22 protein-coding genes are annotated in these 25,827 nt (G+C 71.4%); 8 read left to right on the top strand and 14 right to left on the bottom strand.

Going from position 1 to position 25,827, the window contains the following annotated elements:
- Positions 1–39 precede the first annotated feature (39 nt).
- Complete coding sequence (locus ASG45_RS08475) at positions 40–1,131, top strand: polyprenyl synthetase family protein (RefSeq protein WP_055835505.1); 1,092 nt, start codon at positions 40–42, stop codon at positions 1,129–1,131.
- 35 nt (positions 1,132–1,166) lie between these two features.
- Here ASG45_RS08475 and ASG45_RS08470 read toward each other — a convergent pair whose 3' ends face one another.
- Entirely contained in the window at positions 1,167–1,511 is a 345-nt protein-coding gene (locus ASG45_RS08470; RefSeq protein ID WP_055835502.1) for an Rv2175c family DNA-binding protein, read from the bottom strand.
- A 149-nt stretch (positions 1,512–1,660) separates the two neighbouring features.
- Here ASG45_RS08470 and ASG45_RS08465 point away from each other — a divergent pair, with 149 nt between their 5' ends.
- Positions 1,661–2,683 carry a lytic transglycosylase gene (locus tag ASG45_RS08465; RefSeq protein ID WP_055835499.1) on the top strand — a complete coding sequence of 341 codons (1,023 nt, stop codon included), beginning with the start codon at positions 1,661–1,663 and terminating at the stop codon, positions 2,681–2,683.
- 54 nt (positions 2,684–2,737) lie between these two features.
- Positions 2,738–4,687 carry a Stk1 family PASTA domain-containing Ser/Thr kinase gene (gene pknB / locus ASG45_RS08460; protein WP_055835496.1) on the top strand — a complete coding sequence of 650 codons (1,950 nt, stop codon included), beginning with the start codon at positions 2,738–2,740 and terminating at the stop codon, positions 4,685–4,687.
- A 109-nt stretch (positions 4,688–4,796) separates the two neighbouring features.
- On the opposite strand, the gene ASG45_RS08455 is transcribed toward pknB, so the two are convergent.
- The 3 genes from ASG45_RS08455 to ASG45_RS08445 are packed head-to-tail and all read right to left on the bottom strand — an operon-like array spanning position 4,797 to position 7,795.
- On the bottom strand, positions 4,797–6,134 hold the full coding sequence (locus tag ASG45_RS08455; protein ID WP_055835493.1) for a class II 3-deoxy-7-phosphoheptulonate synthase: 1,338 nt from the start codon (positions 6,132–6,134) through the stop codon (positions 4,797–4,799).
- Between the two features lie 9 nt (positions 6,135–6,143).
- On the bottom strand, positions 6,144–6,857 hold the full coding sequence (locus ASG45_RS08450) for a lysophospholipid acyltransferase family protein (protein ID WP_055835489.1): 714 nt from the start codon (positions 6,855–6,857) through the stop codon (positions 6,144–6,146).
- Between the two features lie 2 nt (positions 6,858–6,859).
- Entirely contained in the window at positions 6,860–7,795 is a 936-nt protein-coding gene (locus tag ASG45_RS08445) for an ROK family glucokinase (RefSeq protein ID WP_055835486.1), read from the bottom strand.
- Positions 7,796–7,949: 154 nt separating this feature from the next.
- Between ASG45_RS08445 and ASG45_RS08440 the strand changes: the two genes are divergently transcribed.
- A complete protein-coding gene (locus ASG45_RS08440; RefSeq protein ID WP_055835483.1) occupies positions 7,950–9,776 on the top strand; it encodes an AMP-dependent synthetase/ligase in 1,827 nt (608 codons plus the stop codon).
- 166 nt (positions 9,777–9,942) lie between these two features.
- On the opposite strand, the gene def is transcribed toward ASG45_RS08440, so the two are convergent.
- The 3 genes from def to ASG45_RS08425 are packed head-to-tail and all read right to left on the bottom strand — an operon-like array spanning position 9,943 to position 16,629.
- Entirely contained in the window at positions 9,943–10,434 is a 492-nt protein-coding gene (gene def / locus ASG45_RS08435) for a peptide deformylase (RefSeq protein WP_055835481.1), read from the bottom strand.
- Entirely contained in the window at positions 10,431–13,175 is a 2,745-nt protein-coding gene (locus ASG45_RS16610) for a nucleotide-binding protein (protein ID WP_235561586.1), read from the bottom strand. The genes def and ASG45_RS16610 overlap by 4 nt, the downstream gene beginning before the upstream one ends.
- Before the next feature lie 46 nt (positions 13,176–13,221).
- The gene (locus ASG45_RS08425) at positions 13,222–16,629 is read right to left on the bottom strand and encodes a pyruvate carboxylase (protein ID WP_055836004.1); all 3,408 of its coding nucleotides are present in this window, start codon (positions 16,627–16,629) and stop codon (positions 13,222–13,224) included.
- A gap of 68 nt (positions 16,630–16,697) precedes the next feature.
- Here ASG45_RS08425 and ASG45_RS08420 point away from each other — a divergent pair, with 68 nt between their 5' ends.
- On the top strand, positions 16,698–17,510 hold the full coding sequence (locus ASG45_RS08420) for a ParA family protein (RefSeq protein ID WP_055835478.1): 813 nt from the start codon (positions 16,698–16,700) through the stop codon (positions 17,508–17,510).
- Between the two features lie 211 nt (positions 17,511–17,721).
- Here the strand turns inward: ASG45_RS08420 and ASG45_RS08415 are convergent, their stop codons facing one another.
- The 3 genes from ASG45_RS08415 to ASG45_RS08405 all read right to left on the bottom strand — a co-directional run bounded on the left by ASG45_RS08415 (position 17,722) and on the right by ASG45_RS08405 (position 19,544).
- Positions 17,722–18,267 carry a MerR family transcriptional regulator gene (locus ASG45_RS08415; protein WP_055835475.1) on the bottom strand — a complete coding sequence of 182 codons (546 nt, stop codon included), beginning with the start codon at positions 18,265–18,267 and terminating at the stop codon, positions 17,722–17,724.
- Between the two features lie 96 nt (positions 18,268–18,363).
- Positions 18,364–19,050, bottom strand: a complete 687-nt coding sequence (gene ftsR / locus ASG45_RS08410) for a transcriptional regulator FtsR (protein ID WP_055835472.1) — start codon at positions 19,048–19,050, stop codon at positions 18,364–18,366.
- Entirely contained in the window at positions 19,050–19,544 is a 495-nt protein-coding gene (locus ASG45_RS08405) for an FHA domain-containing protein (protein WP_055835469.1), read from the bottom strand. Before ASG45_RS08405 ends, ftsR begins: the two co-directional genes overlap by 1 nt.
- A gap of 352 nt (positions 19,545–19,896) precedes the next feature.
- Between ASG45_RS08405 and ASG45_RS08400 the strand changes: the two genes are divergently transcribed.
- Together ASG45_RS08400 and lpdA are read left to right on the top strand one after the other, a co-directional pair.
- The gene (locus tag ASG45_RS08400) at positions 19,897–20,559 is read left to right on the top strand and encodes a copper resistance CopC family protein (RefSeq protein WP_082516518.1); all 663 of its coding nucleotides are present in this window, start codon (positions 19,897–19,899) and stop codon (positions 20,557–20,559) included.
- A gap of 9 nt (positions 20,560–20,568) precedes the next feature.
- Positions 20,569–21,966, top strand: coding sequence for a dihydrolipoyl dehydrogenase (gene lpdA, locus ASG45_RS08395; protein ID WP_055835463.1), 1,398 nt, complete (start codon positions 20,569–20,571; stop codon positions 21,964–21,966).
- Between the two features lie 79 nt (positions 21,967–22,045).
- Here the strand turns inward: lpdA and ASG45_RS08390 are convergent, their stop codons facing one another.
- Together ASG45_RS08390 and ASG45_RS08385 are read right to left on the bottom strand one after the other, a co-directional pair.
- The gene (locus ASG45_RS08390) at positions 22,046–22,696 is read right to left on the bottom strand and encodes a CYTH domain-containing protein (protein ID WP_055835461.1); all 651 of its coding nucleotides are present in this window, start codon (positions 22,694–22,696) and stop codon (positions 22,046–22,048) included.
- Positions 22,693–22,920: a hypothetical protein gene (locus tag ASG45_RS08385; protein ID WP_055835457.1), complete on the bottom strand. Its 228-nt coding sequence runs from the start codon at positions 22,918–22,920 to the stop codon at positions 22,693–22,695. Before ASG45_RS08385 ends, ASG45_RS08390 begins: the two co-directional genes overlap by 4 nt.
- 68 nt (positions 22,921–22,988) lie before the next feature.
- Here ASG45_RS08385 and ASG45_RS08380 point away from each other — a divergent pair, with 68 nt between their 5' ends.
- Entirely contained in the window at positions 22,989–23,744 is a 756-nt protein-coding gene (locus ASG45_RS08380; RefSeq protein WP_082516517.1) for a glutamine amidotransferase, read from the top strand.
- A 144-nt stretch (positions 23,745–23,888) separates the two neighbouring features.
- Here ASG45_RS08380 and ASG45_RS08375 read toward each other — a convergent pair whose 3' ends face one another.
- Together ASG45_RS08375 and ASG45_RS08370 are read right to left on the bottom strand one after the other, a co-directional pair.
- A complete protein-coding gene (locus tag ASG45_RS08375; protein ID WP_055835454.1) occupies positions 23,889–24,623 on the bottom strand; it encodes an NAD(P)H-hydrate epimerase in 735 nt (244 codons plus the stop codon).
- Positions 24,616–25,701: a YihY/virulence factor BrkB family protein gene (locus tag ASG45_RS08370; protein ID WP_055835449.1), complete on the bottom strand. Its 1,086-nt coding sequence runs from the start codon at positions 25,699–25,701 to the stop codon at positions 24,616–24,618. The genes ASG45_RS08375 and ASG45_RS08370 overlap by 8 nt, the downstream gene beginning before the upstream one ends.
- Positions 25,702–25,827 lie beyond the last annotated feature (126 nt).

Below are 25,827 nucleotides of genomic sequence, written 5' to 3'. Positions count from 1 at the left end.
GACGATTCTACGCGCGGCGTGGATCACTAGGCTAGGCCCGTGCCAGCCTCCCCGGAACCGATCGAAGCTGTTTCCCAGCGACTCGACAAGTTCCTCTCTGATCAGCTATCGTACGCGGCCATGCTCGGCCCCGAGGCCGAAGCGCTCACCCGCTCCGGTGCCGCCGCCCTCCGCGGCGGAAAGCGCCTGCGCGCGCGCTTCTGCCTCACCGGCTGGCGCGCGGTCGACGAGCTCGACCACCCCGAGGCGCACGGCCTCGACGACGCCGCCCTCGCGGTGGCGTCGTCGCTCGAGGTGTTCCACGCCGCGGCCCTCGTGCACGACGACCTCGTCGACAACTCCGACACGCGACGGGGTCAGCCGGCCGCGCACCGCGCCCTGCAGAACGCGCACGGCGAAGCCGGGTGGACCGGCGACCCCGAGACCTTCGGACGCTCGGGCGCCATCCTGTTGGGCGACCTCCTCGTCGCCTGGAGCGACGACCTGCTCGAGGAAGGGCTCGACGGAGCCGCGACCGCCGGTGCCACCCGGCGGGCTTACGCGCGGATGCGCCGCGACGTCACGATCGGGCAATTCCTCGACGTCGCCGAGGAGTCGGCCCACGTCGTCTACCCCGACGACACCCACGCCGAGCGGGCGCTGCGCATCGCCTCCTACAAGTCGGCGCGCTACAGCATCCAGCAGCCGCTGCTCATCGGCGCCGAACTCGCCGGGGCCGACGACGCGCAGCTCGAGGCCCTCGGGCATTTCGGGCACGACGTGGGAATGGCCTTCCAGCTGCGCGACGACGTGCTGGGCGTGTTCGGCGACAGCGCCGTCACCGGCAAGCCCGTCGGCGACGACCTGCGCGAGGGCAAGCGCACCGTGCTCGTCGCCTACGCCCGGGAATCGCTGCCCGAGGCCGAACGCCGCGAGATCGACGCGTTGCTCGGCGACGCCACCCTCGACGCCGACCGGATCGCGGGCCTGCAGCGCACGATCGTCGACACCGGCGCGTTGGCTCGCACCGAGGAGCTCATCGCCGACTACGCCCGTCGGGCCGACGCCGCCCTGACCGACACGCGCCTGGGCGCCTCGGCCGTCGGCGAACTGCGTGCGTTGGCGCGGGCGGCCACCGAACGCTCCGCCTGACGCGGCGACATCCGGCGCCCGAGCGGGCGATGGGCTCAGGCGAGCGACGCCGCGACGCGGCGCACTTCGCTCTTGCGACCGGCGCGCAGCGCCTCGATGGGGGCGACGCCGATGCTGTCCTCGGGCGTCAGCAGCCAGTCGATCGTCTCGTCCTCGTCGTACCCGGCGTCGTGCAGCACGATGATCGTGCCGCGCAGCGACGCGAGGGGACGACCGTCGACCAGGAAGACCTCGGGAACACGCAGCGCACCGTGCCGACGGGAGCCGACCAGGTAGTTCTCATCGAGCAGGCGACGCACCCGGCCGAGGGGCTCGTCCAGGATCTCCACCAGATCGGGGAGGGTCAGCCAGGCGGTCTCATAGGGGGAAGTGTCGGTCACGATGCCACTATCTCACCCTCCGCACGGGCAGGAGTGCCGGCGCGGCCGCGCCGGGTCGGGTCACACGCGTCACACCAGCCCCACGCGTTGACATCTCTCACAGCCCGTGCGAGCGTCGAAGGAAGTCGGAAGAACGGACATCCCCCACCATGCAACGACTCCCCTCTCTCGCCGCGCCGGCCCCGGCCGCGTCGACGCCGCCCACCGCGAAGATCTCCACGGCAAAGCGGGTCGCCGCGATCTGGCCGGCCGCGGTGGCCGGTTCCATCGCCCTGGCCCTCACGGGCGAGCACGCCGCGCACGCGGCACCACCCGCCCCGCCCCTCGCGGCGCTGCCGCCGGCGCCCCGCGCGCTCGACGTTCCCGCCACGGCCGCGCTCGCGGCATCCGCCACCTACACCGTGCAGCCGGGCGACACCGTCTGGGGCATCGCCCGTGCCCACGGCCTCGACACCGCGGCGGTGCTCGCGGCCAACGGGCTCGACGCCTCCGCCGTCATCCGCCCCGGCCAAGTCCTCGCCCTCGTCGCCGCGATCGCGCCACCGGCGGCTCCCGCTGACGCCCCGACGCCCACCTACGAGGTGCGACCGGGAGACACCGTCTCGGCGATCGCCGCCGCCCACGGCGTCTCGATCGACGCCGTCCTCGCGGCCAACGACCTCACGCGTTCGTCGATCATCTACCCCGGCGAGGTGCTGCGGATCCCCTCCGGCTCCGCTCCGGCGGCTCCCGCCCCGGCGGCGCTCCCCCCGGCGACCGCTCCCGGCCTCGACGCCGAGCAGTCCGAGAACGCGCGCCTCATCATCCGGATCGGGCGGGAGCTCGGCGTGTCGGATCACGGCATCCGGATCGCCCTCGGCACCGCGATGCAGGAGTCGTGGCTGCGCAACCTCGACGGGGGCGACCGCGACTCGCGCGGTCTCTTCCAGCAGCGGCCCAGCACGGGGTGGGGCTCGCCCGAGCAGATCCTCGACCGCGACCGATCGACCCGGGCCTTCTACGGCGGATCCGCCGACCCCAACGGCTCCGACACGCGCGGACTGCTCGACATCGGGGGCTGGGAGCAGCTGTCGTACGCCGACGCGGCTCAGGCCGTGCAGATCTCGGCCTACCCCGATCGCTACGCGCAATGGGAGCAGCCCGCGACCACCTGGCTCGCCGTTCTCGGCTGAGGTGGCGGTGAGCCGTTGCCCGGGCTCCCAGGGGGCGCTCCGTAGACTCGACCCGTGAGCACGAGTCAGCAGGCCGACCCGCTGATCGGCCGTCTCGTCGACGGCCGGTACCGGGTCCGCGCGCGCATTGCGCGCGGCGGCATGGCGACCGTGTACGTCGCGACCGATCTGCGCCTCGAGCGCCGCGTCGCGCTGAAGGTCATGCACGGGCACCTCAGCGACGACACGGTGTTCCAGAGCCGGTTCATCCAGGAGGCCCGCTCGGCGGCGCGCCTGAGCGACCCGCACGTGGTGAACGTCTTCGACCAGGGCCAGGACGGCGAGATGGCCTACCTGGTCATGGAGTACCTGCCCGGCATCACGCTGCGCGAGCTTCTGCGCGAGCACAAGCGCCTCACCGTCGATCAGACCCTGACGATCATGGATGCCATCCTCTCGGGGCTGGCCGCCGCGCACCGCGCCGGCATCGTGCACCGCGACGTGAAGCCCGAGAACGTGCTGCTGGCCGAGGACGGCCGCATCAAGATCGGCGACTTCGGTCTCGCCCGAGCCACCACGGCGAACACCGCCAGCGGCGCCCAGCTGATGGGGACGATCGCCTACTTGGCTCCCGAGCTGGTCACGCGCGGCACCGCCGACGCCCGCAGCGACATCTACTCGCTCGGCATCATGCTGTACGAGATGCTCACCGGCGAGCAGCCCTACAAGGGCGAGCAGCCGATGCAGATCGCCTACCAGCACGCCACCGACTCCGTGCCCCGCCCGAGCGCGAAGAACCCCTCCGTCCCCGAGCAGCTCGACGAGCTCGTCCTGTGGTCGACCGAGCGCGAGCCCGACGACCGGCCGCTCGACGCCGCGGTGATGCTCGAGCGCCTGCGCGCCGTCGAGAAGGAACTGGGCCTCGCCCCGCAGGTGGCCCGCGCCGTCTCGGTCGGCACGACGAGCCCGGCGACCGCGGCGGAGTCTCGAGAGCTCACCAAGGTGCTGCCCCAGACCGCGTCCCTGCCGTCGGCGCCCGCCGACGAGCCCGACAATGCGGCCCGGCTCCGCACGAAGACCCGCCGCCGCACCGCCCGCGGCATCTGGATGCTCATGCTCGTGCTGCTGCTGGCCACGGGCGCCGCCGGCACGGGCTGGTACTTCGGTTCCGGCCCGGGATCGCTCGTCGCCGTGCCCGACGTCTCGCAGCGCAGCTACGCCGACGCCGAGGCCCTGCTCATCCAGGAGCACCTGCGCGGACAGGCGCAAGAGGTCACCGATCGTGAGATCCCGGCGGGAACGACCGTCGGAACAGATCCGGCCGCGGGAGAACGACTCGACAAAGACACGGTCGTCACCGTCTTCGTATCGATCGGGCCCGCGACCCATCAGATTCCCGAGCTGGCCGGGAAGAGCGCCGACGAGGTCACCGGCATCCTGCAGGCGGCCGTCGTGGGCGTCGGCGACCCGACGCGGGAGTTCGCGGATGCCGGCGACGGCACCGTGCTGTCGGCGTCGGTCATCCCCCGCTCCGGCGCGAACGCGATCGACTGCACCTCGGGCTGCACGGTCTACGAAGGCGACGCGGCCTCACTGGTCGTCTCGCTCGGGCCGATCCCCGACGTCACCGGCCGCTCGCAGTCGCAGGCCGAGCGGGCGCTCAACGCCGTGGGACTCGAGACGTCGACGACCGAGGAGTACAGCAACTCCGTGGCATCCGGGAACATCATCGGCATCGGCGACCGCGACGGCGGCGGCAACTGGCGCCCCGGCGACACCGTTCCCCTGACTGTCTCGATCGGGCCGCGCCCGGTGGAGATCCCCGGCAACATCGTGGGCATGACGATCCGCGACGCGGTGAACGCGCTCGAGAACCTCGGATTCCAGGTCAACGCGGGCATCGACGACGGCACACTGCCGCTCGGGTTCAAGTACTGGGACATCTACAAGGTGCGCGCGACGAACCCGAAGGCCGGCGGCACCGCGCCCCAGGGCTCGACGATCACCCTGACCCCCACGCTGTAGCGCGCGGGTCCGTGCGCTGATCGGCGCGCGCGGGCTGCGACGCCGCACGCACACGCACGACGCCCCCGACCACAGCGGATCGGGGGCGTCGAGGCGACGGAGACGCGGCTCAGCGCTTCTCGAGCTCCTCGGCGACGAGGAACGCCAGCTCGAGGCTCTGCCGGTGGTTCAGACGCGGGTCGCACAGGCTCTCGTAGCGGGTCGCGAGGGTGGCCTCGTCGATCATCTCGGAGCCGCCCAGGCACTCGGTGACGTCGTCGCCGGTCAACTCGACGTGGATGCCACCCGGGTGCGTGCCGACGGAGCGGTGCGCCTCGAAGAACCCGCGCACCTCGTCGACGACGTCGTCGAAGCGACGCGTCTTGTAGCCGGTGGGCGTGGTGATGCCGTTGCCGTGCATCGGGTCGGTCACCCAGAGCGGCGTGGCGCCCGAATCGCGGACGGCCTCGAGCAGCGGCGGCAGGGCGTCGCGGATCTTGCCCGCGCCCATGCGCGTGATGAACGTCAGGCGGCCGGGCTCGCGCTCGGGGTCGAGCTTGTCGATGAGGGCGAGCGCCGTCTCGGCCGTCGTGGTGGGGCCGAGCTTGACGCCGATGGGGTTGCGGATCTTCGAGAAGTAGTCGACGTGCGCGCCGTCGAGCTCGCGCGTGCGCTCACCGATCCACTGGAAGTGCGACGAGGTGTTGTACGGCATGCCCGTGCGCGAGTCGATGCGCGTCATGGGGCGCTCGTAGTCCATGAGCAGACCCTCGTGGCCGGTGTAGAACTCGACGCGCGTGAGCTCGTCGAAGTTGGCGCCGGCGGCCTCCATGAACTTGATCGCGCGGTCGATCTCGGTCGCCATGCTCTCGTAGGCCTGGTTGGCCGGGGTGCTGGCGAAGCCCTTGTTCCAGCTGTGCACCTCGCGCAGGTCGGCGAAGCCGCCCTGCGTGAACGCGCGGATCAGGTTCAGCGTCGAGGCGGCCGTGTGGTAGCCCTTGAGCAGCCGCGCCGGGTCGGCCTTGCGGGACTCCTCGGTGAAGTCGTACCCGTTGACGATGTCGCCACGGTAGGCGGGCAGCGTCACGTCACCGCGCGTCTCGACGTCGCTCGAACGGGGCTTGGCGAACTGGCCCGCCATGCGCCCCATCTTCACCACCGGCATCGACGCGCCGTAGGTGAGCACGACGGCCATCTGCAGGACCGTCTTGATGCGGTTGCGGATCTGCTCGGCGGTCGCGCCGGCGAAGGTCTCGGCGCAGTCACCGCCCTGCAGGAGGAACGCTTGACCGGCGGCGGCGCGCGCGAGGCGATCGCGCAGATTGTCGACCTCGCCGGCGAAGACCAGCGGCGGGAGGGTCGCCAGCTCTGCGGATGCCGCGTCGACCGCGGCCTCGTCATACCACTGGGGCTGCTGCTTGATGGGCAGGGTTCGCCAGTGGTCGAGGTCGTGGAGCTGCTGATTCACCCCTGAAGTCTAGTGGCGCGCCGCGGGCGCCTTCGCCGCCTGCGCGGTGGCCAGGCGGTCCTTCACGGTCGACGCATACACATCTTCGTACCGCTGTTCGCCGAGGCGCTGCAGCGCCACCATGATCTCGTCGGTGACCGACCGCAGCACGTAGCGATCGCCCTCCATACCCTCGAAACGCGAGAAGTCGAGCGGCTCGCCGATGACGATGCCGACGCGTCCCACCCGCGGCAGGCGCTGACCGATCGGCATGACGGCGCCGGTGTCGACCATGACGACCGGGACCACGGGGACGCGCGCCTCGAGCGCCATGCGCGCGATGCCCGTGCGGCCCCGGTACAGGGTGCCGTCGGGGCTGCGGGTGCCCTCGGGGTAGATGCCGAGCAGCTCGCCCCGGCCGAGCACGCCCAGACCGGTGTTGAGCGATGCCTCCGACGCCTTGCCGCCGGAGCGGTCGATGGGCAACTGGCCCGTGGCGGTGAAGAACAGGCGGGTGGCCCAGCCCCTCAGACCGCGCCCGGTGAAGTAGTCGCTCTTGGCGAGGAAGGCCATGCGCCGGTCGATCATCAGGGGCAGGAAGATCGAGTCCGAGAACGACAGGTGGTTGCTGGCGAGGATCGCCGCGCCCTCGACGGGGATGTTTCGCCGGCCCACCATCCACGGGCGGAAGATCGCCTTGATGATCGGTCCGATCACCACGTACTTCATGAGCCAGTAGAACATCGTCAGCGTTCCTTCCCGGCGAGGTCGGCGACCCCGATGAGACCGGCGTCGTTGCCCAAGCGTGCGATCGCGAACTCCGCGACCGGACGTTCACCGTATCCCGGCAGCGACGTCTCGTACGCGAGTTTCACCGGTTCCAGCAGGTCGGCACCGAGCTGCGCGACTCCCCCGCCGATGACGAACACCTCGGGGTCGAGTACCGCCTGGAAGCCCCCGCAGGCCTCGCCGAGGGCCGTGGCCACCCGACGCAGCGCCTCGACGGCACCCGGGTCGCCCGCCAGCACGAGTCGCGAGACGGCGGGACCGGGGATGGCCCCCTTCTCGTCGCGGACCGCCGCGAGAGCCGCGCCGATCCCGCCCTCGTCGGCGATGGCGTTCGCCTCGCGCTGCAGCGCGCGGCCCGAGGCGTACTGCTCGAGGCATCCGTTCTGCCCGCAGCCGCAGGGGTGTCCGCCGCGCACGAAGCGCAGGTGTCCGAGCTCGGCTCCGATGCCGTGTCCGCCGCGGAAGAGCTCGCCGTCGGTGACGACGGCGCCGCCCACTCCCGTGCCCATCGTGAGCATGACCATGTCGCGCACGCCCTGGCCCGCGCCGAAGCGGTACTCGCCCCAGCCGGCGGCGTTGGCGTCGTTCTCGATGGTGACGGGGGCGTCGAGGCGCTGCTCGAGGCGCGCGCGCAGCGGCTCGTCGCGCCAGTCGATGTTGGGCGCGTAGATCACGGTGCTGCGGTCGCGGCTGATGAAGCCCGCCGCCGCGACGCCGATGGCGTGCACCTCGTGGGCACGACGCAGGTGGTCGGCCATGTCGACCACGGCATCCACGAGGGCCGACGGGTCGATGGGGGTGTCGACGCGGAGCTTCTCGATGATCGTCCCGTCGGCGTCGACGACGCCGCCCGCGATCTTCGTGCCCCCGATGTCGATGCCGACGTTCTGCACCGCGTTCCCTTCCGGGCCCACCGCTCGGCCGGCCCGGAGCAGTCTAGCCACCCGGGACACCCGTCCGAGGAACGCACTTCACCCGGGGCAGGGAAAGACGTGCGGATAGACTCGACGAACCGCTCGACGTTCTTCCGGTGCCAAAGGAGTTACCGTGATCCAGTTCGACCTCTCCCCCCTCGTCGCCGCCGACCCGGACGCCAACACGTCCGACCTGCTGGCCGACCGTGTGCGGGCGACCCCCGACCGCGCGTTGTTCGCGGTGCCCGATGCCGACGGATGGCGCGACGTCACCGCCGCCGAGTTCGAACGGCAGGTGATCGCGCTCGCGAAGGGATTCGTCGCCGCGGGCATCCAGCCCGGCGAGAAGGTGGCGTTCATCGCGCGCACGACCTACGACTGGACGCTCGTCGATTTCGCGCTGTTCTACGCCGGCGCCGTGATGGTGCCGGTGTACGAGACGAGCTCCCCCGCGCAGATCTCGTGGATCCTCTCGGATTCGGGCGCCATCGCCGTCGTCCTGGAGTCGGCGGAGCACGCCGAACGCCTCGACGAGGTGCGCAGCGACGTGCCGCTCATCCGCGACGTGTGGCAGATGCACACGGGCGCGCTCGACACGCTCGTGGCCGGGGGCGGGCACATCACCGACGAAGAGATCGAGCGCCGCCGCCACCTGGCCAAGGCGTCGGATGTCGCGACCCTCATCTACACCTCGGGGTCGACGGGACGCCCGAAGGGCTGCGTGCTGGTGCACAGCAACTTCGTCGAGCTCGCCCGCAACTCCGCCAAGGCGCTGCACGAGGTCGTCGAGACGCCCGGCGCCTCGACGCTGCTGTTCATCACGACGGCGCACGTCTTCGCCCGCTTCATCTCGCTGCTGAACGTGCACGCCGGTGTCAAGACCGGCCACCAGCCCGACACGAAGCAGCTGCTGCCCGCGCTCGGCTCGTTCCGGCCCTCGTTCCTGCTGGCCGTGCCGCGCGTGTTCGAGAAGGTCTACAACTCGGCCGAGCAGAAGGCCGAGGCCGGCGGCAAGGGCAAGATCTTCCGCGCGGCCGCCGCGGCGGCCATCGAGCACTCCGAGCGTCTGCAGGACGGCCGGTCCATCCCGCTCGGCCTCAGAATCAAGTTCGCGCTCTTCGACAAGCTCGTGTATTCGAAGCTGCGGGATGCCATGGGCGGGCGGATCGTGTACGCGGTGTCGGGGTCGGCTCCGCTCGGCCCCCGGCTCGGTCACTTCTTCCGCAGCCTCGGCGTGGTCATCCTCGAGGGCTACGGCCTCACCGAGACCACGGCGCCGGCGACGGTCAACCTCGCCACGAAGTCGAAGATCGGCTCGGTCGGTCCGGTGCTGCCCGGCGTGGGCGTGCGTCTGGCCGACGACGGCGAGATCCAGGTGCGGGGCATCAACGTCTTCCGCGAGTACTGGCAGAACCCCGAGGCCACCGCCGAGGCGTTCGACGGCGAGTGGTTCAAGACGGGTGACATCGGCGCCTTCGACAGCGACGGCTTCCTTTCGATCACCGGTCGCAAGAAAGAGATCATCGTCACCGCCGGCGGCAAGAACGTCGCCCCCGCGGCTCTCGAAGACCCCATCCGCGCGAACCCGATCGTCGGCCAGGTCGTCGTCGTCGGAGACCACAAGCCGTTCATCTCGGCCCTCGTGACCCTGGACTCCGAGATGCTCCCCACGTGGCTCGCCAACAACGGCCTGCCCTCCGACATGACGCTCACCGCCGCCGCGGCGAACGAGAAGGTGCGCGCCGAGGTGCAGGGCGCCATCGACCGGGCCAACGCGCGGGTGTCCCGCGCGGAGTCGATCCGCAAGTTCACCATCCTGCCCACGGAGTGGACCGAGGCCAGCGGCCACCTCACGCCGAAGATGAGCATCAAGCGCAACGTCATCGTGGCCGACTTCGCCGACGACATCGAGGACATCTACGCGGTGCCGGTCAACACCACCAACGTCTCGCTGCCCTGACGGGCGCGACGCGAACGGCCCGGTCCCCCGCGTGGGGGCCGGGCCGTTCTCCGTCGGTGGCGCATGACCTTCGCGACGCGCGCGACCTCAGTCCCTCCGCCGCGGATCGGACTCACCCCGCGCGCAGCGCAGACGATGCGCCCGACCGGATGCGACGGCGTGCGGGTCAGAACCAGTCGCTCTCGCGCACCTGGCGCATGGCCTCGCGCCGCGTGTCGGCGGGAAGACGCGACAGGTACAGCATCCCGTCGAGGTGGTCGGTCTCGTGCTGCAGCGCCTGGGCGAGCAAGCCCTCACCCTCGAGCACGACCGGTTCGCCGTCGAGGTCGATGCCCTCGACCCGCGCCCAGGGGAATCGCTGCGCGTCGTGCCAGAGGCCCGGAACCGAGAGGCAGCCCTCTCCCACCGGCTGCGGCTCGCCACGGGTCTCGACCAGCACGGGGTTCAGCACGTAGCCGATGTCACCGTCGATGTTGTAGCTGAAGGCGCGCAGGTTCACCCCGATCTGGGGGGCCGCGACTCCGGCCCGGCCGGGGAGCGCGACCGTGTCGAGCAGATCCCGCACGAGCGAGCGGATGCCGTCGTCGATCGTCTCGATGGGCGCGCTGACGGCGCGGAGCACGGGGTCGCCGAACAGCCGGATCGCACGGACGGTCATGCCGCGGCCACCGGAGCGCGAAGCCCTTCGACCACGGCGGCCGCGAGCTCGCGGGCCGCCTGGCGGGTGGCCGGCTGCAGCTCGCGGAACGTGATCGCGCTGCCCGCGGCGATGCGCGCGTCGTACGGCATGCGGATGACGGTGCGCACGCGCGAGCGGAAGTGCGCCTCGAGCTCGCTCTCGCGCACGAGCGGTGCACCTGGCCGCGAGTTGTTGAGCACGACGACGGCATCGCGCACCTGCGTCGTGTACCCGTTCGTCTCGAGCCACGTCAGCGTCTCCGAGGCCAGGCGGGCCTCGTCGACCGAGAGGCCGGCGACGATGACGAGCGTGTCCGCGAGCTCGAGGGTGGCCCCCATCACCGAGTGGACGATGCCCGTGCCGGTGTCGGTCAGCACGATCGAATAGTAGTGCGCGGCGACGTCGGCGACCTGACGGTAGTCGTCGTCGCTGAAGGCCTCCGACACCCGCGGGTCGGTATCGGATGCCAGCACGTCCAGGCGCGTGGCATCCCGGGCCACGATCGACGAGACGTCGTTGTATCCCGACATCTCGTCGTGCGCGCGGACGAGGTCGCGCACGGTGCGGCCGTTGGCGCTCCCGACACGATCGGCAAGGGTTCCGCGGTCGGGGTTCGCGTCGACCGCGATGATGCGGTCCTCGCGGGCGTCGGCCAAGGCCATACCCAGCAGCGACGTCACGGTCGTCTTGCCGACGCCGCCCTTGCGCGAGAGCACCGGCACGAATCGCGCACCGCCGACGAGCGGGGCCGAGATGCGGCGGTCGAGCTCTTTGCGCTGGCGCGCACGACGGCCGTCGCCGAGGTTGATGCGGTGACCCGACACCGAGTACACCAGCTGACGCCACAGGCCCTCGGGCTCGGGGCGGGCGATCTGCCGCGGATCGAGCAGCCGGTCGGCGGTGAGCAGGTCGGCGCTCTCACGCGTGTCCCCCACCTGGCCGAGACGCTTGCTCGTGAGCGACACCTCGGGCTCGGGCGTCTTCACGCGTTCGAGCGCGTGGGCGCGCCCGACGCGCGCGGCCTCATCGGCCTGCTGGGCGCTGCGGCGCGTGAGCGGCACCGTTCCGATCACACCGGTCGCCGCGCGCTCTGCGCGGGTGGTCGGGACCGTCCCCGTGGCGGGGGCGGTGGCCTTCCGCGGCGCGACCTCGGCCTGTGCGACCTCGTCCGCGGGGGACGCGGGCTCGGGGGTCACTGTGCTCGGCGCGGTGGTCGACGCGGTGGTCGGAGCCTGCGGCGCGGTCGGGGTGGCGCCGCTGGCGGACGGGGTACCGGCGGATGCCGCGGCGACAGCGACGTCGTCGGTGGGGGGCGCCATCACGATCGACGTCGAGGACGTCTCGAACTCGCGGACGACCGGGCGCGCGTCGAGCTGCTCGGCGTCGGGCACATCGGCCTCCTCGGCGGACGTGCGGACGGAAGCCTCTGCGGCGGTGTCGTCTGCCTCGACGGGCACGTCGGTGTCGACGGCCGCGTCGGTGTGCGCGTCGGTGTCGGTGTGCGCGTCGTCTTCGCCGGGCGCCTCGGCCTCGGCACGGGGTCCGCCCGCCGCGGGGGCGGGAACCCACGGAGCACGCGTGAGCGACGTCGAGGCGTCGACGTCGGAAACGACGGCGGCCTCACGCGCGCTCTCGTCGTCGGCGCGCAGCCCGACGGCCTCGGCCGCGGTGTCGGAACCTGCGGACTCGGTGACGTCGTCATCGATCTCGGTGCGCGCGACGTCGGTCGACTCGGCCTCCCGCGGCGCATCGCCCTCGGGATCGGCGGGCGCGGCCAGCGCCGGATCGGCGGTCAGCTCGGTCTGCTCGACGTCTCCGTCCGCGGCATCCGCGGCGAACAGTTCGGCGTCGTCGACGATCTCGACGTCGTGGAGGTCGTCGAGGGCGGCGGAGCTCTCGTTCACGCCGCTCTCCTCGTCGTCGGCCGACGACGTCACTCCGTCGAACGCGTGAGCTTCCGCGTCGTGCGCGTCCGGGGCGTGAGCGTCGTCGTCGTGGTCCGCAGCGTCGTCCTGCGGGTCGACGGCGGGCGCATCGCCGCCGTGCGCATCGCCGCGGTGCGCATCGCCGCGGTGCGTATCGCCGAGGTCGGTCTCGACGACGTCGCTCTCGACGACGTCGTCCTCCGAGTCCTGGCCGCCCGTGCTCTCGGGCTCCGAGGTCTCGTCGACCTCCGACGCTGCGGCATGAGACTCCTGAGCGTGCGACGGCGCGGAATCCTCCCGCGCGTCGGTGGCGTCGGCATCCCCCTCGTCGTCCGCCGTCGCGTGAGCGACGGCCACGTCGACCCACGTATCGCCCGCCGACGCATGACCGGCCTGGTCGTCGTCGTGCACGATCTCGGCGTCGTGGATGTCGTGATCGCCGTCTTCGGCGTCGCCGACAGAGGCCTCGTCATGGTGCGGCTCGAGGATGATGTCGCCGGTCGGCAACTGCTCGACATGCGGCTCGTGGACGATCTCGGTGGAACGCTCAAGGGGGGAATCACGGAACTCGGGCGCCTCGAGGGGGCGCAGATCGGCGTCGTCGATCACGACCTCGTCCTCGATGACGTCGTCGTCGAGGTCGTCGTCGTCGGACACGGTCGGCAGGTCGACGTTGACCTGGGCGATGTGTCCTCCGAGGATCGTGATGCTGGCGGTGTCGAGGTTCCCGCTCTCGTCGAGGACGCCGTGTTCTGCGTTCTCGTCGGGGTTCGCGTCGGTGCGGTCGGGGGTCACTGCAGTCTCCAAACGGGAAGAGGGCGCGAAAGCGCCCCCTCCCAGGTTACTGCGCGTGGCGGATTACCAGCAAAAGGTCTCCCGCTTCCACCTGCTGTGTGGTAACGATGGCGACACGTTCGACGACACCGTCGACGGACGCCGCGATCGCGGCCTCCATCTTCATCGCCTCGATCGATGCGACGGCCTGACCCGCGGTGACGTGGTCGCCGACCGCGGCCTTGATGGTGACCACGCCCGAGAAAGGAGCTGCGACCTGCCCCGGCGTGGACGTGTCGGCCTTCTCGGCCTGACGCGCCTCGACGTTGACCGAGCGATCACGCACGAACACGGGGCGCAGCTGCCCGTTGAGCGTGGTCATGACGGTGCGCATGCCCTTGTCGTCGGCGTCGCCCACGGCCTCGAGGCCCACGAACAGCTGCACGCCGCGCTCGATCTCGACGGTGTGCTCCCCGCCCGCGCGGAGTCCGTACAGGTAGTCGGCCGTGTCGAGCACGCTGAGATCGCCGTACGACGCGCGCATCTCCTCGAAGATGCGCGTGGGCCCGGGGAACAGCAGATGGTTGAGGCGCGCGCGGCGCTCGGCCGGGGCTCCCGCGAGCGCCGCCGTGTCGTCATCGGAGAGGGGCGTGACGCCGATCTTCACGTCGCGACCGGCGAGCACCTTCGATCGGAACGGCTCCGGCCACCCACCGGGCAGGTCGCCGAGCTCGCCCGCCATGAACGACACGACCGAATCGGGGACGTCGTACTTGTCGGGGTTCTGCTCGAAGTCGGCGGGGTCCGCCTTGACCGCGGCGAGGTGCAGGGCGAGATCGCCCACCACCTTCGACGACGGGGTGACCTTGGGAACGCGCCCCAGGATGCGATCGGCGGCGGCGTACATGTCCTCGATGAGCTCGAAGTCGTCGGACAGGCCCAGCGCGATGGCCTGCTGACGCAGGTTCGACAGCTGGCCACCCGGGATCTCGTGACGGTACACGCGGCCGGTGGGGCCCGAGAGGCCCGACTCGAACGGACGGTACAGGTGGCGCACGGCCTCCCAGTACGGCTCCAGGTCGCTCACGGCCTCGAGATCCAGCCCGGTGTCGCGCTCGGTGTGCGCGAGGGCGGCGACCAGGGCCGACAACGACGGCTGGCTCGTGGTGCCCGCCATGGGAGCGGCGGCCGCGTCCACGGCATCCGCCCCCGCCGCCGAGGCGGCCAGCAGGGTGGCGAGCTGTCCCCCGGCGGTGTCGTGGGTGTGCACGTGCACGGGCAGGTCGAACCTCTCGCGCAGCGCCGTGACCAGGCGCGACGCCGCGGCCGGGCGCAGCAGACCCGCCATGTCCTTGATGGCGAGGATGTGCGCGCCCGCGTCGACGATCTGTTCGGCGAGCCCCAGGTAGTAGTCGAGCGTGTACAGGGTCTCGGCCGGGTCGAGAAGGTCGCCGGTGTAGCAGATGGCCACCTCGGCCACCGCGGTTCCGGTCGCGAGCACCGCGTCGATCGCCGGGCGCATCTGCGAGACGTCGTTGAGGGCGTCGAAGATGCGGAAGATGTCGACACCGGATGCCGCTGCCTCGGCGACGAATGCGTGGGTGACCTCGGTGGGGTACGGGGTGTACCCGACGGTGTTCCGCCCGCGCAGGAGCATCTGGATCGCGACGTTCGGGAGCGCGGCGCGGAGGGCGTCGAGGCGCTCCCACGGGTCTTCGCCGAGGAAGCGCAGGGCGACGTCGTACGTCGCGCCGCCCCAGGCCTCGACCGACAGCAGGCCGGGCGTCATGCGCGCGACGTACGGCGCGACGCGGGCGAGGTCGCGGGTGCGCACGCGGGTGGCGAGCAGAGACTGGTGGGCGTCGCGGAACGTCGTCTCGGTGACCGCGAGAGCCGTCTGCTCCCGCAGCGCTCGGGCGAAGCCGACGGGCCCGAGCTCCTGCAGGCGCTGGCGCGAGCCCGCGGGCGCGGGCTCCACGAGGTCGAGCGCGGGGAGCTTGGCACCCGGGTCGATCGACAGCGGGTTCTCGCCGTTCGGTCGGTTCACCGTGGTGTCGACGAGCCACGACAGCACCTTGGTACCGCGGTCCTTCGACTCGCGGCCCACCAGCAGCTCGGGGCGCTCGTCGATGAACGAGGTGCTGAGGTCGCCCGCCACGAAGGCGGGATCGTCGAGCACCGCCCGAAGGAACGAGATGTTCGTCGACACTCCGCGGATGCGGAACTCCGCCAGGGCGCGGCGGGCGCGGGCGACGGCTGCCGGGAAGTCGCGGCCGCGGCAGCTGAGCTTCGACAGCATCGAGTCGAAGTGCGGGCTCACCTGCGAGCCCGCGGCGGTCGTGCCGCCGTCGAGGCGGATGCCGGCACCGCCCGGCGAACGGTACGTGGTGATCTTGCCGGTGTCGGGGCGGAAGCCCTGCGTGGGGTCCTCGGTGGTGATGCGGCACTGCAGGGCGGCACCGCGCAGGTGCACCTCGTCCTGCGTGAGGTGCAGGTCGGCGAGGGTCTCGCCGGCGGCGATGCGCATCTGCGACTGCACGAGGTCGACGTCGGTGACCTCCTCGGTCACGGTGTGCTCGACCTGGATGCGGGGGTTCATCTCGATGAAGACGACCTCGCCGGTGCGCGGCCCCGCGGTCTCGAGCAGGAACTCGACGGTTCCGGCGTTCTGGTAGCCGATCGACCGGGCGAACGCGACCCCGTAGCGGTGCAGGTCCTGTCGCACCGTCTCGTCGAGGTTGGGCGCGGGGGCGATCTCGATGACCTTCTGGTGCCGGCGCTGCACCGAGCAGTCGCGCTCGAACAGGTGGATGGTCTCGCCCGTGGCATCCGCGAGGATCTGCACCTCGATATGGCGGGGACGCTGCACGGCCTGTTCGAGGAACATGCGCGCGTCGCCGAAGGCGCTCTGCGCTTCGCGCATCGCCTCGGCCAGCGCCGGGGCGAGTTCGCCGAGTGCCTCGACGCGACGCATGCCGCGCCCGCCGCCGCCGGCCACGGCCTTGGCGAAGAGCGGGAAGCCGATGTCGTCGGCCTGCGCGACCAGGGCGTCGATGTCGTCGGAGGCCGCGGTGGAGCGCAGCACCGGAACGCCGGCGGCGACCGCGTGCTCTTTGGCGGTGACCTTGTTGCCCGCCATCGACAGCACCTCGGCGGGCGGGCCGATGAAGGTGATGCCGTGGGCGGCGGCCTTCTCGGCGAGCTCGGGGTTCTCGGAGAGGAACCCGTAGCCCGGGTAGATGGCATCCGCCCCGCATTCGCGTGCGACGCGGATGATCTCGTCGACGTCGAGGTACGCGCGCACCGGGTGGCCGCGCTCGCCGATCTGGTAGGCCTCGTCGGCCTTCAGGCGGTGCAGCGACGCACGGTCCTCGTAGGGGTAGACCGCGACCGTGCGCGCGCCGACCTCGTAGGCGGCTCGGAACGCGCGGATGGCGATCTCTCCCCGATTGGCGACCAGAATCTTCGAGAACATGCGCACCTCACGTCAAGCTGGCGGAGCTGAATGTGCTCACAGCCTAGGGGACGGTAACGTGGACTCTCGTGCACGTACTCTCCGTCAGCTCTTTGAAAGGCGGGGTCGGCAAGACGACCGTGACGCTCGGGCTGGCATCCGCTGCCTTCGCACGTGGCGTTCGCACTCTCGTCGTCGACCTCGACCCCCAGTCCGATGTGTCGACCGGTATGGACATCCAGGTCGCCGGCCGTCTCAACATCGCCGATGTCCTCGCGAACCCGAAAGAGAAGGTCGTCCGTCAGGCGATCACCTCGAGCGGCTGGGCGAAGGTCCACCCCGGCACGATCGATGTGCTCATCGGCAGCCCCTCGGCCATCAACTTCGACGGTCCGCACCCGAGCGTCCGCGATGTGTGGAAGCTCGAAGAGGCGCTCGCGACGATCGAGGCCGACTACGACCTCGTGCTCATCGACTGCGCCCCGTCGCTGAACGCCCTCACGCGCACCGCGTGGGCGGCGAGCGACCGCGTCGTCGTGGTGACCGAGCCGGGCCTGTTCTCGGTGGCCGCCGCCGACCGCGCGCTCCGCGCGATCGAGGAGATCCGCCGCGGTCTCTCGCCGCGGCTGCAGCCCCTCGGCGTCGTGGTGAACCGCGTGCGCCCGCAGTCGATCGAGCACCAGTTCCGCATCAAGGAGCTCCGCGACATGTTCGGCCCCCTCGTGCTCAACCCGCAGCTGCCCGAGCGCACCTCGCTGCAGCAGGCGCAGGGTGCGGCCAAGCCGCTGCACGTCTGGCCCGGCGACAGCGCGCAGGAACTCGCCGCCGACTTCGACGCCCTGCTCGACCGGATCGTGCGCACCGGCCGCATCCCCGTCGAGAACGAGGCCCCGCAGGCCTGACCGACGCCGCTTTCTCGACGAGACGCCGTCCCGCTGCCCCGCAGCCGGGCGGCGTCTCTCGTCTCGCTCCCCGTGGTCGCCCCCGCGTGAGTCGCCGAGCATTGTCGCCTCGGGTCGGGGCGAAGCGACAGAACGTGGCCCCTCGCGCGCGGGACAAAGCGAATCCCGGATGCCGTGGCATCCGGGGGGGGCGGAGAGGTGCGGGGTGCGGTCAGGCGGTGCGGGCGGCACGACGGGCCGCCAGCTCGTCGACGGAGTCGGACGTGGCCGACTCGAAGTCGACCAGCGTCGACTCGACCTCGCGCAGCACCTTGCCGACCGCGATGCCGAAGACGCCCTGACCGCGGCTGACCAGGTCGATGACCTCGTCGTTCGAGGTGCACAGGTAGACCGAGGCCCCGTCGCTCATCAGCGTGGTGCCGGCGAGGTCGCGGATCCCCGCCGCGCGGAGCTGATCGACGGCGGTGCGGATCTGCTGCAGCGAGATGCCGGTGTCGAGCAGGCGCTTGACGAGCTTGAGCACGAGGATGTCGCGGAAGCCGTACAGACGCTGCGAACCCGAGCCGCTCGCCCCGCGGACGGTCGGAACGACGAGTTCGGTGCGGGCCCAGTAGTCGAGCTGACGGTACGTGATGCCGGCGGCACGGGCGGCGACGGCGCCGCGATAACCGGTGTCGTCGTCCATCTCGGGCAGACCGTCGGTGAAGAGGAGATCGGAAGCGAACCGGGGTTCACCGAGTGCGTCGCCAGCGTTCATGCTCGCGTTCCTCCTCATCGGTTCGTTCCTTCCACGCTAGATCAGCGAGGGTCCCCCGGCAATGACATCCGCGTCGGGGGCTGCGGCGTGTCGCAATCAGGACAGGATCCGCTCGAGCGCTTCGCGCACGAACATCCCCCGCACCTCGTCGAGACGGGTGGCGAGCTCGGGCGCGAGCTCGCTCGCACGGGCTCGGGATGCCGCGTCGGGACGCCGCAGCAGGGCCGACATCGCCGACTCGACGAGTGCAACCTCGCGCTCCGCGCTCTGTCGCAGCGCCCGCACGTGGCGGGGCTCGATCCCGTGACGGTCGAGGGCGACCAGGGCGCGCAGAAGCGCGACGGTCTGCTCCGGGTAGGTCTCGGCCGCCGTGATCACGCCGGTGCTCACGGCGTCGTTCAGCAGCTGGGGGCCGGCACCCGCGGTGCTCAGCAGCTCGTCGCGCCGGTAGCGGCGCGGGGCGGCGGTCATCGACGGGATCGACGTCGGCGGGGCGGGGTTACGGCCCGCGTCGAGCTCGGCCAGGTAGTCGCGGATGACGACGAGCGGCAGGTAGTGGTCGCGCTGGAGCGTGAGCGCCATGCGCAGACGCTCGAGGTCGGCCGGTGAGAACTTTCGGTAGCCCGACTCGGTGCGCGTGGGCGAGACGATGCCCTGCACCTCGAGGAAGCGCAGCTTGCTGGAGGTGAGGGCCGGGAAATCGGGGGTCAGACGCGCGAGCACCTGACCGATGCTGAGCAGCCCCGCAGCCGTCTGACGACCACGGGAGGGGGCTGCCGCCATCAGTGCTCTGCCGCGGGCAGGTCGACCGGCGAACCGAAGAAGTTCAGCCGGAACTTGCCGATGCGCACCTCGGCGCCGTTGACGAGGGCGGAGCGGTCGACGCGTTCGCCGTTGACGTAGCTCCCGTTGAGCGAGCGCTGGTCGACGATCTCGAACGCCGTGCCCGTGCGGATGATCTCGGCGTGGCGACGCGAGACGGTCACGTCGTCGAAGAAGAGGTCGGCCTCGGGGTGGCGTCCGACCGTGGTGACGTCGGTGTCGAGCAGATACCGAGCGCCGGTGGTCGGGCCGGAGCGCACGATCAGAAGGGCAGCGCCTCCGGGAAGCGCGTCGATGGCTTCGAGCTCGGCCTCGGTGAGGTCGGCGCCGAAGGGGACGAACGACAGGTCGGCGTCGTGGCCGAAGGTCTCGGTCGTGTCGTGCGAGCGCTCGGACGCGACGGCGTCAGCCGCGCGCCGAATGTCGTCGCGATCGAATCGGCGGGTCTCGTCCACGGCTTCTCCTTCTCGTTCACCATAACCCGACCGGTTCGCCTGGGGAGGGGGAACCGGCCTCGCGCGGGCCGTGATGATGCGTGATGTGTCTTCGTTCGTCGACGCCGGGCAACGCGTTTCGGGTCGCGGAAGGCCAGGCGGGGACACTCGAACCTACCGACCCGGAGACGGCCCTGTCGAGTCCGCGCCCGCGCGGCGTCATCGTCGTCATGCCGCGCCCCGGGTGCGGCGGGCCCACGGGACGGACACCGCCCCGCTCCGGGTCACCCGCGCGCACTCCTTCTCTCACCCGACGCGGGCGCGTCACGGACGCTCCCAGGCCCGTGTCGGGAGGCCTCGTTAGGGTCGGAGAGTGACTTCCCCCGTGGCGCCGCGTCGGCGCACCCTCCCCGCCCTCCTCGCGACCGCCCTGCTGGCCGCCGCGGCTCTGCTCGTGCCGGCGCTCCCCGCCGCAGCGCACGACGAGCTGGTCTCGACCGACCCGTCGGCCGATGCCGTGCTCGAGACGTTGCCCGCCGAGATCACCTTCACCTACAGCGCCGATGTGCTGACCGACCCCGGAGCCACCGTCGTGCAGGTCACCGACGCGTCGGGTGCGTCGCTGACCTCCGGCGCGCCGGTCGTCGACGGCAGCACCGTCGTGCAGCCGCTGGCCGGACCCGCATCGGGCGCCGTCTCGGTGCTCTGGCGCGTGGTGTCGAGCGACGGTCACCCCATCGACGGGTCGTTCTCGTTCACCGTGCCCGCGGCCGCCCCCACCCCGACCGCGACGGCCACGCCCACCTCCTCACCCGCGCCCTCGGCGAGCCAGACCACGGCCGAGAGCGCCGCTCCCACGTCGACTCCGGATGCCACCGCCGTCCCGGCGGACACCGCGTCGGAGGCCTCTCCCCTGCCGTGGATCCTGCTGGTGGTCGCGCTCGTGCTGGTCGCCGCGGTGATCATCGTCGTCGTCGTGTCGCGCGGCCGTCGTCGTGCGTCCGGTGGCGGGTCGACCGGCACCCCCGCGCGATAGGATTTGCGCATGCCTCATTACGATCTGGTCATTCTCGGTGCGGGTCCCGGCGGGTATGTGGCCGCCGTCCGCGGCGCACAGCTCGGACTCTCGGTCGCGATCGTCGAAGAGAAGTACTGGGGCGGTGTGTGCCTCAACGTCGGGTGCATCCCCTCCAAGGCCCTTCTGCGCAACGCCGACCTCGCTCACACCTTCCACGCGAAGGCCGACATGTTCGGCATCTCGGGTGACGTGCACTTCGACTTCGGCAAGGCGTTCGACCGTTCGCGGTCGGTGGCCGCCGGTCACGTCAAGGGCATCCACTACCTGATGAAGAAGAACAAGGTCACCGAGTACGAGGGTCGCGGGTACTTCGCCGACGACCACACGCTCGACGTGACCAAGACCGACGGCTCGAAGGAGCAGGTCACCTTCGACAACGTCATCATCGCCACGGGCTCCACCGTGCGTCTGCTCCCGGGCGTCACGCTGAGCGAGAACGTCGTGACCTATGAGGAGCAGATCCTCACCCGCGAGCTCCCCGAGTCGATCGTCATCGTCGGCGCCGGTGCCATCGGCATGGAGTTCGCCTACGTCATGACGAACTACGGCGTGAAGGTCACCATCATCGAGTTCCTCGATCGCGCCCTGCCCAACGAAGACGCCGAGGTCTCGAAAGAGATCCAGAAGCAGTACAAGGGCTACGGCGTCGACATCCTCACCTCGACCAAGGTCGACTCGGTCACCGACCACGGCGACAAGGTCACCGTCGCCTACACGGCGAAGGACGGCTCGCAGGGGTCGATCGACGCCGGCCGCGTGCTCATGTCGATCGGCTTCGCGCCGAAGGTCGACGGCTTCGGTCTCGAGAACACGGGCGTGAAGCTCACCGAGCGCGGCGCCATCGAGATCGACGACCACATGCGCACCAACGTGCCGCACATCTACTCCATCGGCGACGTCACCGCGAAGCTGCAGCTCGCGCACGTGGCCGAGGCCCAGGGCGTCGTCGCGGCCGAGACCATCGGCAATGCCGAGACGCAGACCCTCGGCGACTACCGCAACATGCCGCGCGCGACGTTCTGCAACCCGCAGGTCGCCTCGTTCGGCCTGACCGAGCAGCAGGCACGCGACGCGGGCCACGACATCAAGGTGTCGAAGTTCCCGTTCTCGGCCAACGGCAAGGCGAACGGCCTCGGCGAGCCCGTCGGTTTCGTCAAGCTCGTCGCCGACGCCGAGACCCTCGAGCTCATCGGCGGCCACCTCATCGGCCCCGATGTCTCGGAGCTTCTGCCCGAGCTCACGCTGGCGCAGAAGTGGGACCTCACCGCTCTCGAAGCAGCCCGCAACGTGCACACCCACCCGACGCTGTCGGAGGGCCTGCAAGAGGCCTTCCACGGCCTCGCGGGGCACATGATCAACCTCTGACCCGTCAGAGAACGAAGGCCCGCCCGGTGTTCCGGGCGGGCCTTCGTCGTCGGTGGGAGGCGTGTGGAGTCGAGGCGCGTCAGTGGCCGAGCGCCCGAGCGAGCTTCGATCCGGATGCCGCGGGGCGACCGCCCGCGGCGAACACCGCCGCGTCGACGGCGGCGAAGAATGCCGCGCGCCCCTGCTCGTCGGCGGGACCGGCGGGGCCCAGCTCGACCTCCCACTCGCGCCACGCCGATTCCGCGCCGCGGCGCTCGTCGCGCGCGCGCACGTGGTCGTCGACGAACTCGGCGACCTGCTCACCGTCGGCGTCGAGCAGGGCGTACGCGGTGCGGTCGTTCCGCAGCCGCGCGAGCGGGATGAACGGCGGCGCCGCGTGAGCGGCGACGGCATCCTGGACCGCCGGAGGCACCACCGGGTCTGCACCCGGGGCGGTGGACGTGTCGTCGTCCAACGGCCAGTGGGTCTCGGTGCGACCCGCGCCGTCGAGCGGGCCCTTCACGTGCCACCCCGCGTCGGGGCCGCCGGTGCGTCGACGCACGGCGATGCCGGCGCGGGCCAGGTCGGCCGCGGGCGTGTCGACGTAGCGTGCGTCGAGGTCACGCGGTTCGGCCGCGCCGACCGACACCACACCCGGCAGCGCCGACCAGTCGGGCAGGGGTGTGGTGTCGTCGACGTCGTACTTCGACTCGATCTCGACGCTGGAGGCGGCGTGCGAGTCTGCGCTCAATCGTCGCGTCCGTCGGCGTTCGGGTTGATGTCCTCGGTCTCCTCCGAGAAGACGAAGACCGCCTGCGTGGGGCCGTCGGCGTCTCCGGTGTTCTCGAGACCGCCGTCGCGACGGTAGACGAGCTGTCCCTCGCTGTAGGGCATGATCAGCGTGTCGTCGGTCTCGTTCTCGAGGGGGAGCACCTGCCCGTCGAGCGGGCCTCCGGTCAGTCGTGCAATAGCCATACCGCCAGCGTAGACCGCGGGGCCGACCGCGCCCCGCGCCTTGACAGGGCGGGCTTAGAATCGCTCGGGTGACATCGACGGACCTGCCCGGTGATCGCCCGTTCGTCCTTCTCGCCACGCGCGCGCAGGACGGCCCGGCAGACGAGGAGTACGCACTCTTCCTCCGGTTCACGGGTCTGCCTCCCGAGCGCCTGCGGCGTGTGCGCCTGGAACGCGAGTCGATGCCCGATCTCGACCTCGACGAGATCTCCGGCATCCTGGTCGGGGGAAGTCCGTTCAACGCCTCGGACCCGATCGAGCGCAAGTCCGCGGTGCAGCAGCGTGTCGAGGCCGAGATCGCCGCGCTCGTCGAGGCGGTCGTCGCGCGCGACACCCCGTTCCTCGGCGCCTGTTACGGCGTGGGCACCCTGGGGACGCACCTGGGGGCACCCATCGACGGCACGTACGCCGAGCCGATCAGCGTCGTCGACGTGACCCTCACCGCCGAGGGACGCCACGACCCGCTCGCCGCGGGGCTTCCCGAAACCTTCCCCGCCTTCGTCGGCCACAAAGAAGCGATCAGCGAGCTCCCCTCGGGTGCCGTGCTGCTGGCCTCGTCTCCTACGTGCCCGGTGCAGATGTTCCGGCTGGGGCAGAACGTCTACGCGACGCAGTTCCACCCGGAGCTCGACCTCGACGGGATCGTCACTCGGATCCACGCCTACGCGGCCTTCGGCTACTTCGCCGCCGACGAGCTCGACCTCACGCTCGCCGCGGTGCGACGCGCGCCCGTCGAGGCACCCTCGCTCCTACTGCGGACGTTCGTCGAGCGCTACGCGCGCTGACGCCGCACGCGCCTTTCGGGGCCGTGCGCGTCGCGAGCGCTCCCCCGCGGCGTCGCTGCGGAGCCCTCGTGCGAATCGCGAGGGGCTCGGCGTGCCCGGGTACGCGACTGTCGCTCCGGAGCGAGACCGCGACGCCGCGACCGCTCAGGCGTGCTGCGGCGGCGTGACCCACACGACGTCGAGCGCCGCGGTGACGGCCGGGTGCGCGCGGCGCAGGAACGGGTCGAGGCCGAGATCGACGAGGTGCACGCGTCCGGCCAGCTCGGGTCCGCGCCCGCGGACGAGTCCCGCCTTGAGCGCGCCGAAGGTCACAGTGAGGTCGGCGGGGAGGACGGCGGCATCCGCGGTGCCCTCGTCGGGGTCGAGCCCGCTCGGTACATCGACGGCGATCACCCGCGGTCGACGCGAGGTGAGCGCGAGGATGCACTCGACGATCGCCCGGGAACCCCCGCGCAACCGCCGGTCGGTCAGGCGCCCGATCCCCAGGATGCCGTCGAGCACCAGCGCGTAGTCGCCGACCCGCGCGCAGACCTCCGACGCCGGCAGCACGCGCGCGCCCGCGGCGACGGCCGCGTCGAGGGCGGCGCGGTGCACGCGGTCGCGCACCAGCACGACGTCGACGCGCTCGGGCCCCCGGGCGAGCTCGGCCGCGGCGTAGAGCGCATCGCCGCCGTTGTCGCCGGCGCCGACGAGCACGAGCACGGGGCCGGGTGCCCGCGCCGACTCGGCCGCGGCGATCTCGGCGAGGGCCGACGCCGCCCAACGCATGAGCGGGTGCCCCTCGGCCAGCCGCGGGGCTTCGGCGGCCCGCACCGCGTCGGCCGTGTAGGCGGCGACGCGTTCACCGGTGGCCAGCACGGCCGATCGCGGGTCAGACATCGGTCCGGGAGCCGGCCTTCGCCCCGGCGTTCGACTCGTCCTCGCTCTCGCGCGCGGCGGCGGTGGGATCGGCGGTGGCGAGCGTCTCGCGTTCCTTCGTTTCGGCCTCGCGCGCGGCCGTCAATTCTCCGGTCGCCGCCTGGACGGCCTTCTCGGCGCGGCGGACGCGGAACTGGATCATCGTCGACGCGCCGAACTTGGCGCGGACGCGGTCATGGTCTTCTTCCGTCGCCACGGTGATGTACGCCCCGGCGATCAGGATCACCTGGCTCGACAGGTTGAGCCAGAGCAGAAGGGCGATCAGCGAGGCGAACGTCGCCAGCAGCGGGTTGTTGCTCGCGCCGCCGATGAACAGTCCCGACAGCTGCTGGAGCACCACCAGGCCGAAGCCGCCGAGGAGGGCCCCGCGCAGGAGAGTGCTGCGGCGGGTGCGCACCCCGGACAAGGCCGCGAACGCCACCGCGATGGCGGCCGAGTCGAGCGCCAGCACGATGATGGTCGACACGAGCCACGTGAAGAACGCGGTCACCCACGAGTCGGCGGACACGCCGATGAGCTCGCGCACGAAGGTCAGTCCGGCCGTGGCGACGAACGTCACGAGCGCGGCGGCGACGAGCGCGACGCCGATGCCGAGGGCCACGCCGAGGTTGCGCAGCAGCACCCACACGATCAGCGTGTCGTCGGTGGTCACCCCGGCGATCTGACGGAGCGCGGAGCGCAGCGAGCCGATGGCGCCGATCGCGGCGCCCAGAAGACCGAGGGTTCCGAGGATGCCGCCCAGCGTGAAGCCCGCCGGGGCATCGATGCTGCTCACGTCGAGCAGCCCCTCGGGGCCGACGAGACCGGGGACCACGCTGTTCACCGAGCTCGTGAGGGCGCTCAACCCGGCGGGGTTCCCCGCGAGCCAGAGCGCGGCGAACGAGAAGCCCAGCAGCACCGCGGCGAACAGGCTGAACAGGGTGCGGTAGGTCACGCTGTCGGCGAGCATGGGGCCACGCGCCCCCGAGTAGACGAGGAAGGCGCGCACGACACGGAGCGACAGGGCCCACGCGGTGACACGACGAATGAGGGCGGGCATGGGGTCAGCGTATCCACGCCGAGACGACCGGCCAGCGGGGTTGACCGATCGGACTGCGCGCGACAGCCGAACGGGCCGCGCGCCTCTCGACGCTCTCACACCCGAGGCGTGACGTTCCGGGGGCGC

This window comes from Microbacterium sp. Leaf436, assembly GCF_001424715.1.
Lineage (GTDB): Bacteria > Actinomycetota > Actinomycetes > Actinomycetales > Microbacteriaceae > Microbacterium.
The sequence above is the reverse complement of the archived record's forward strand: the minus strand, read 5'-3'. Positions and strand labels throughout refer to the sequence as shown.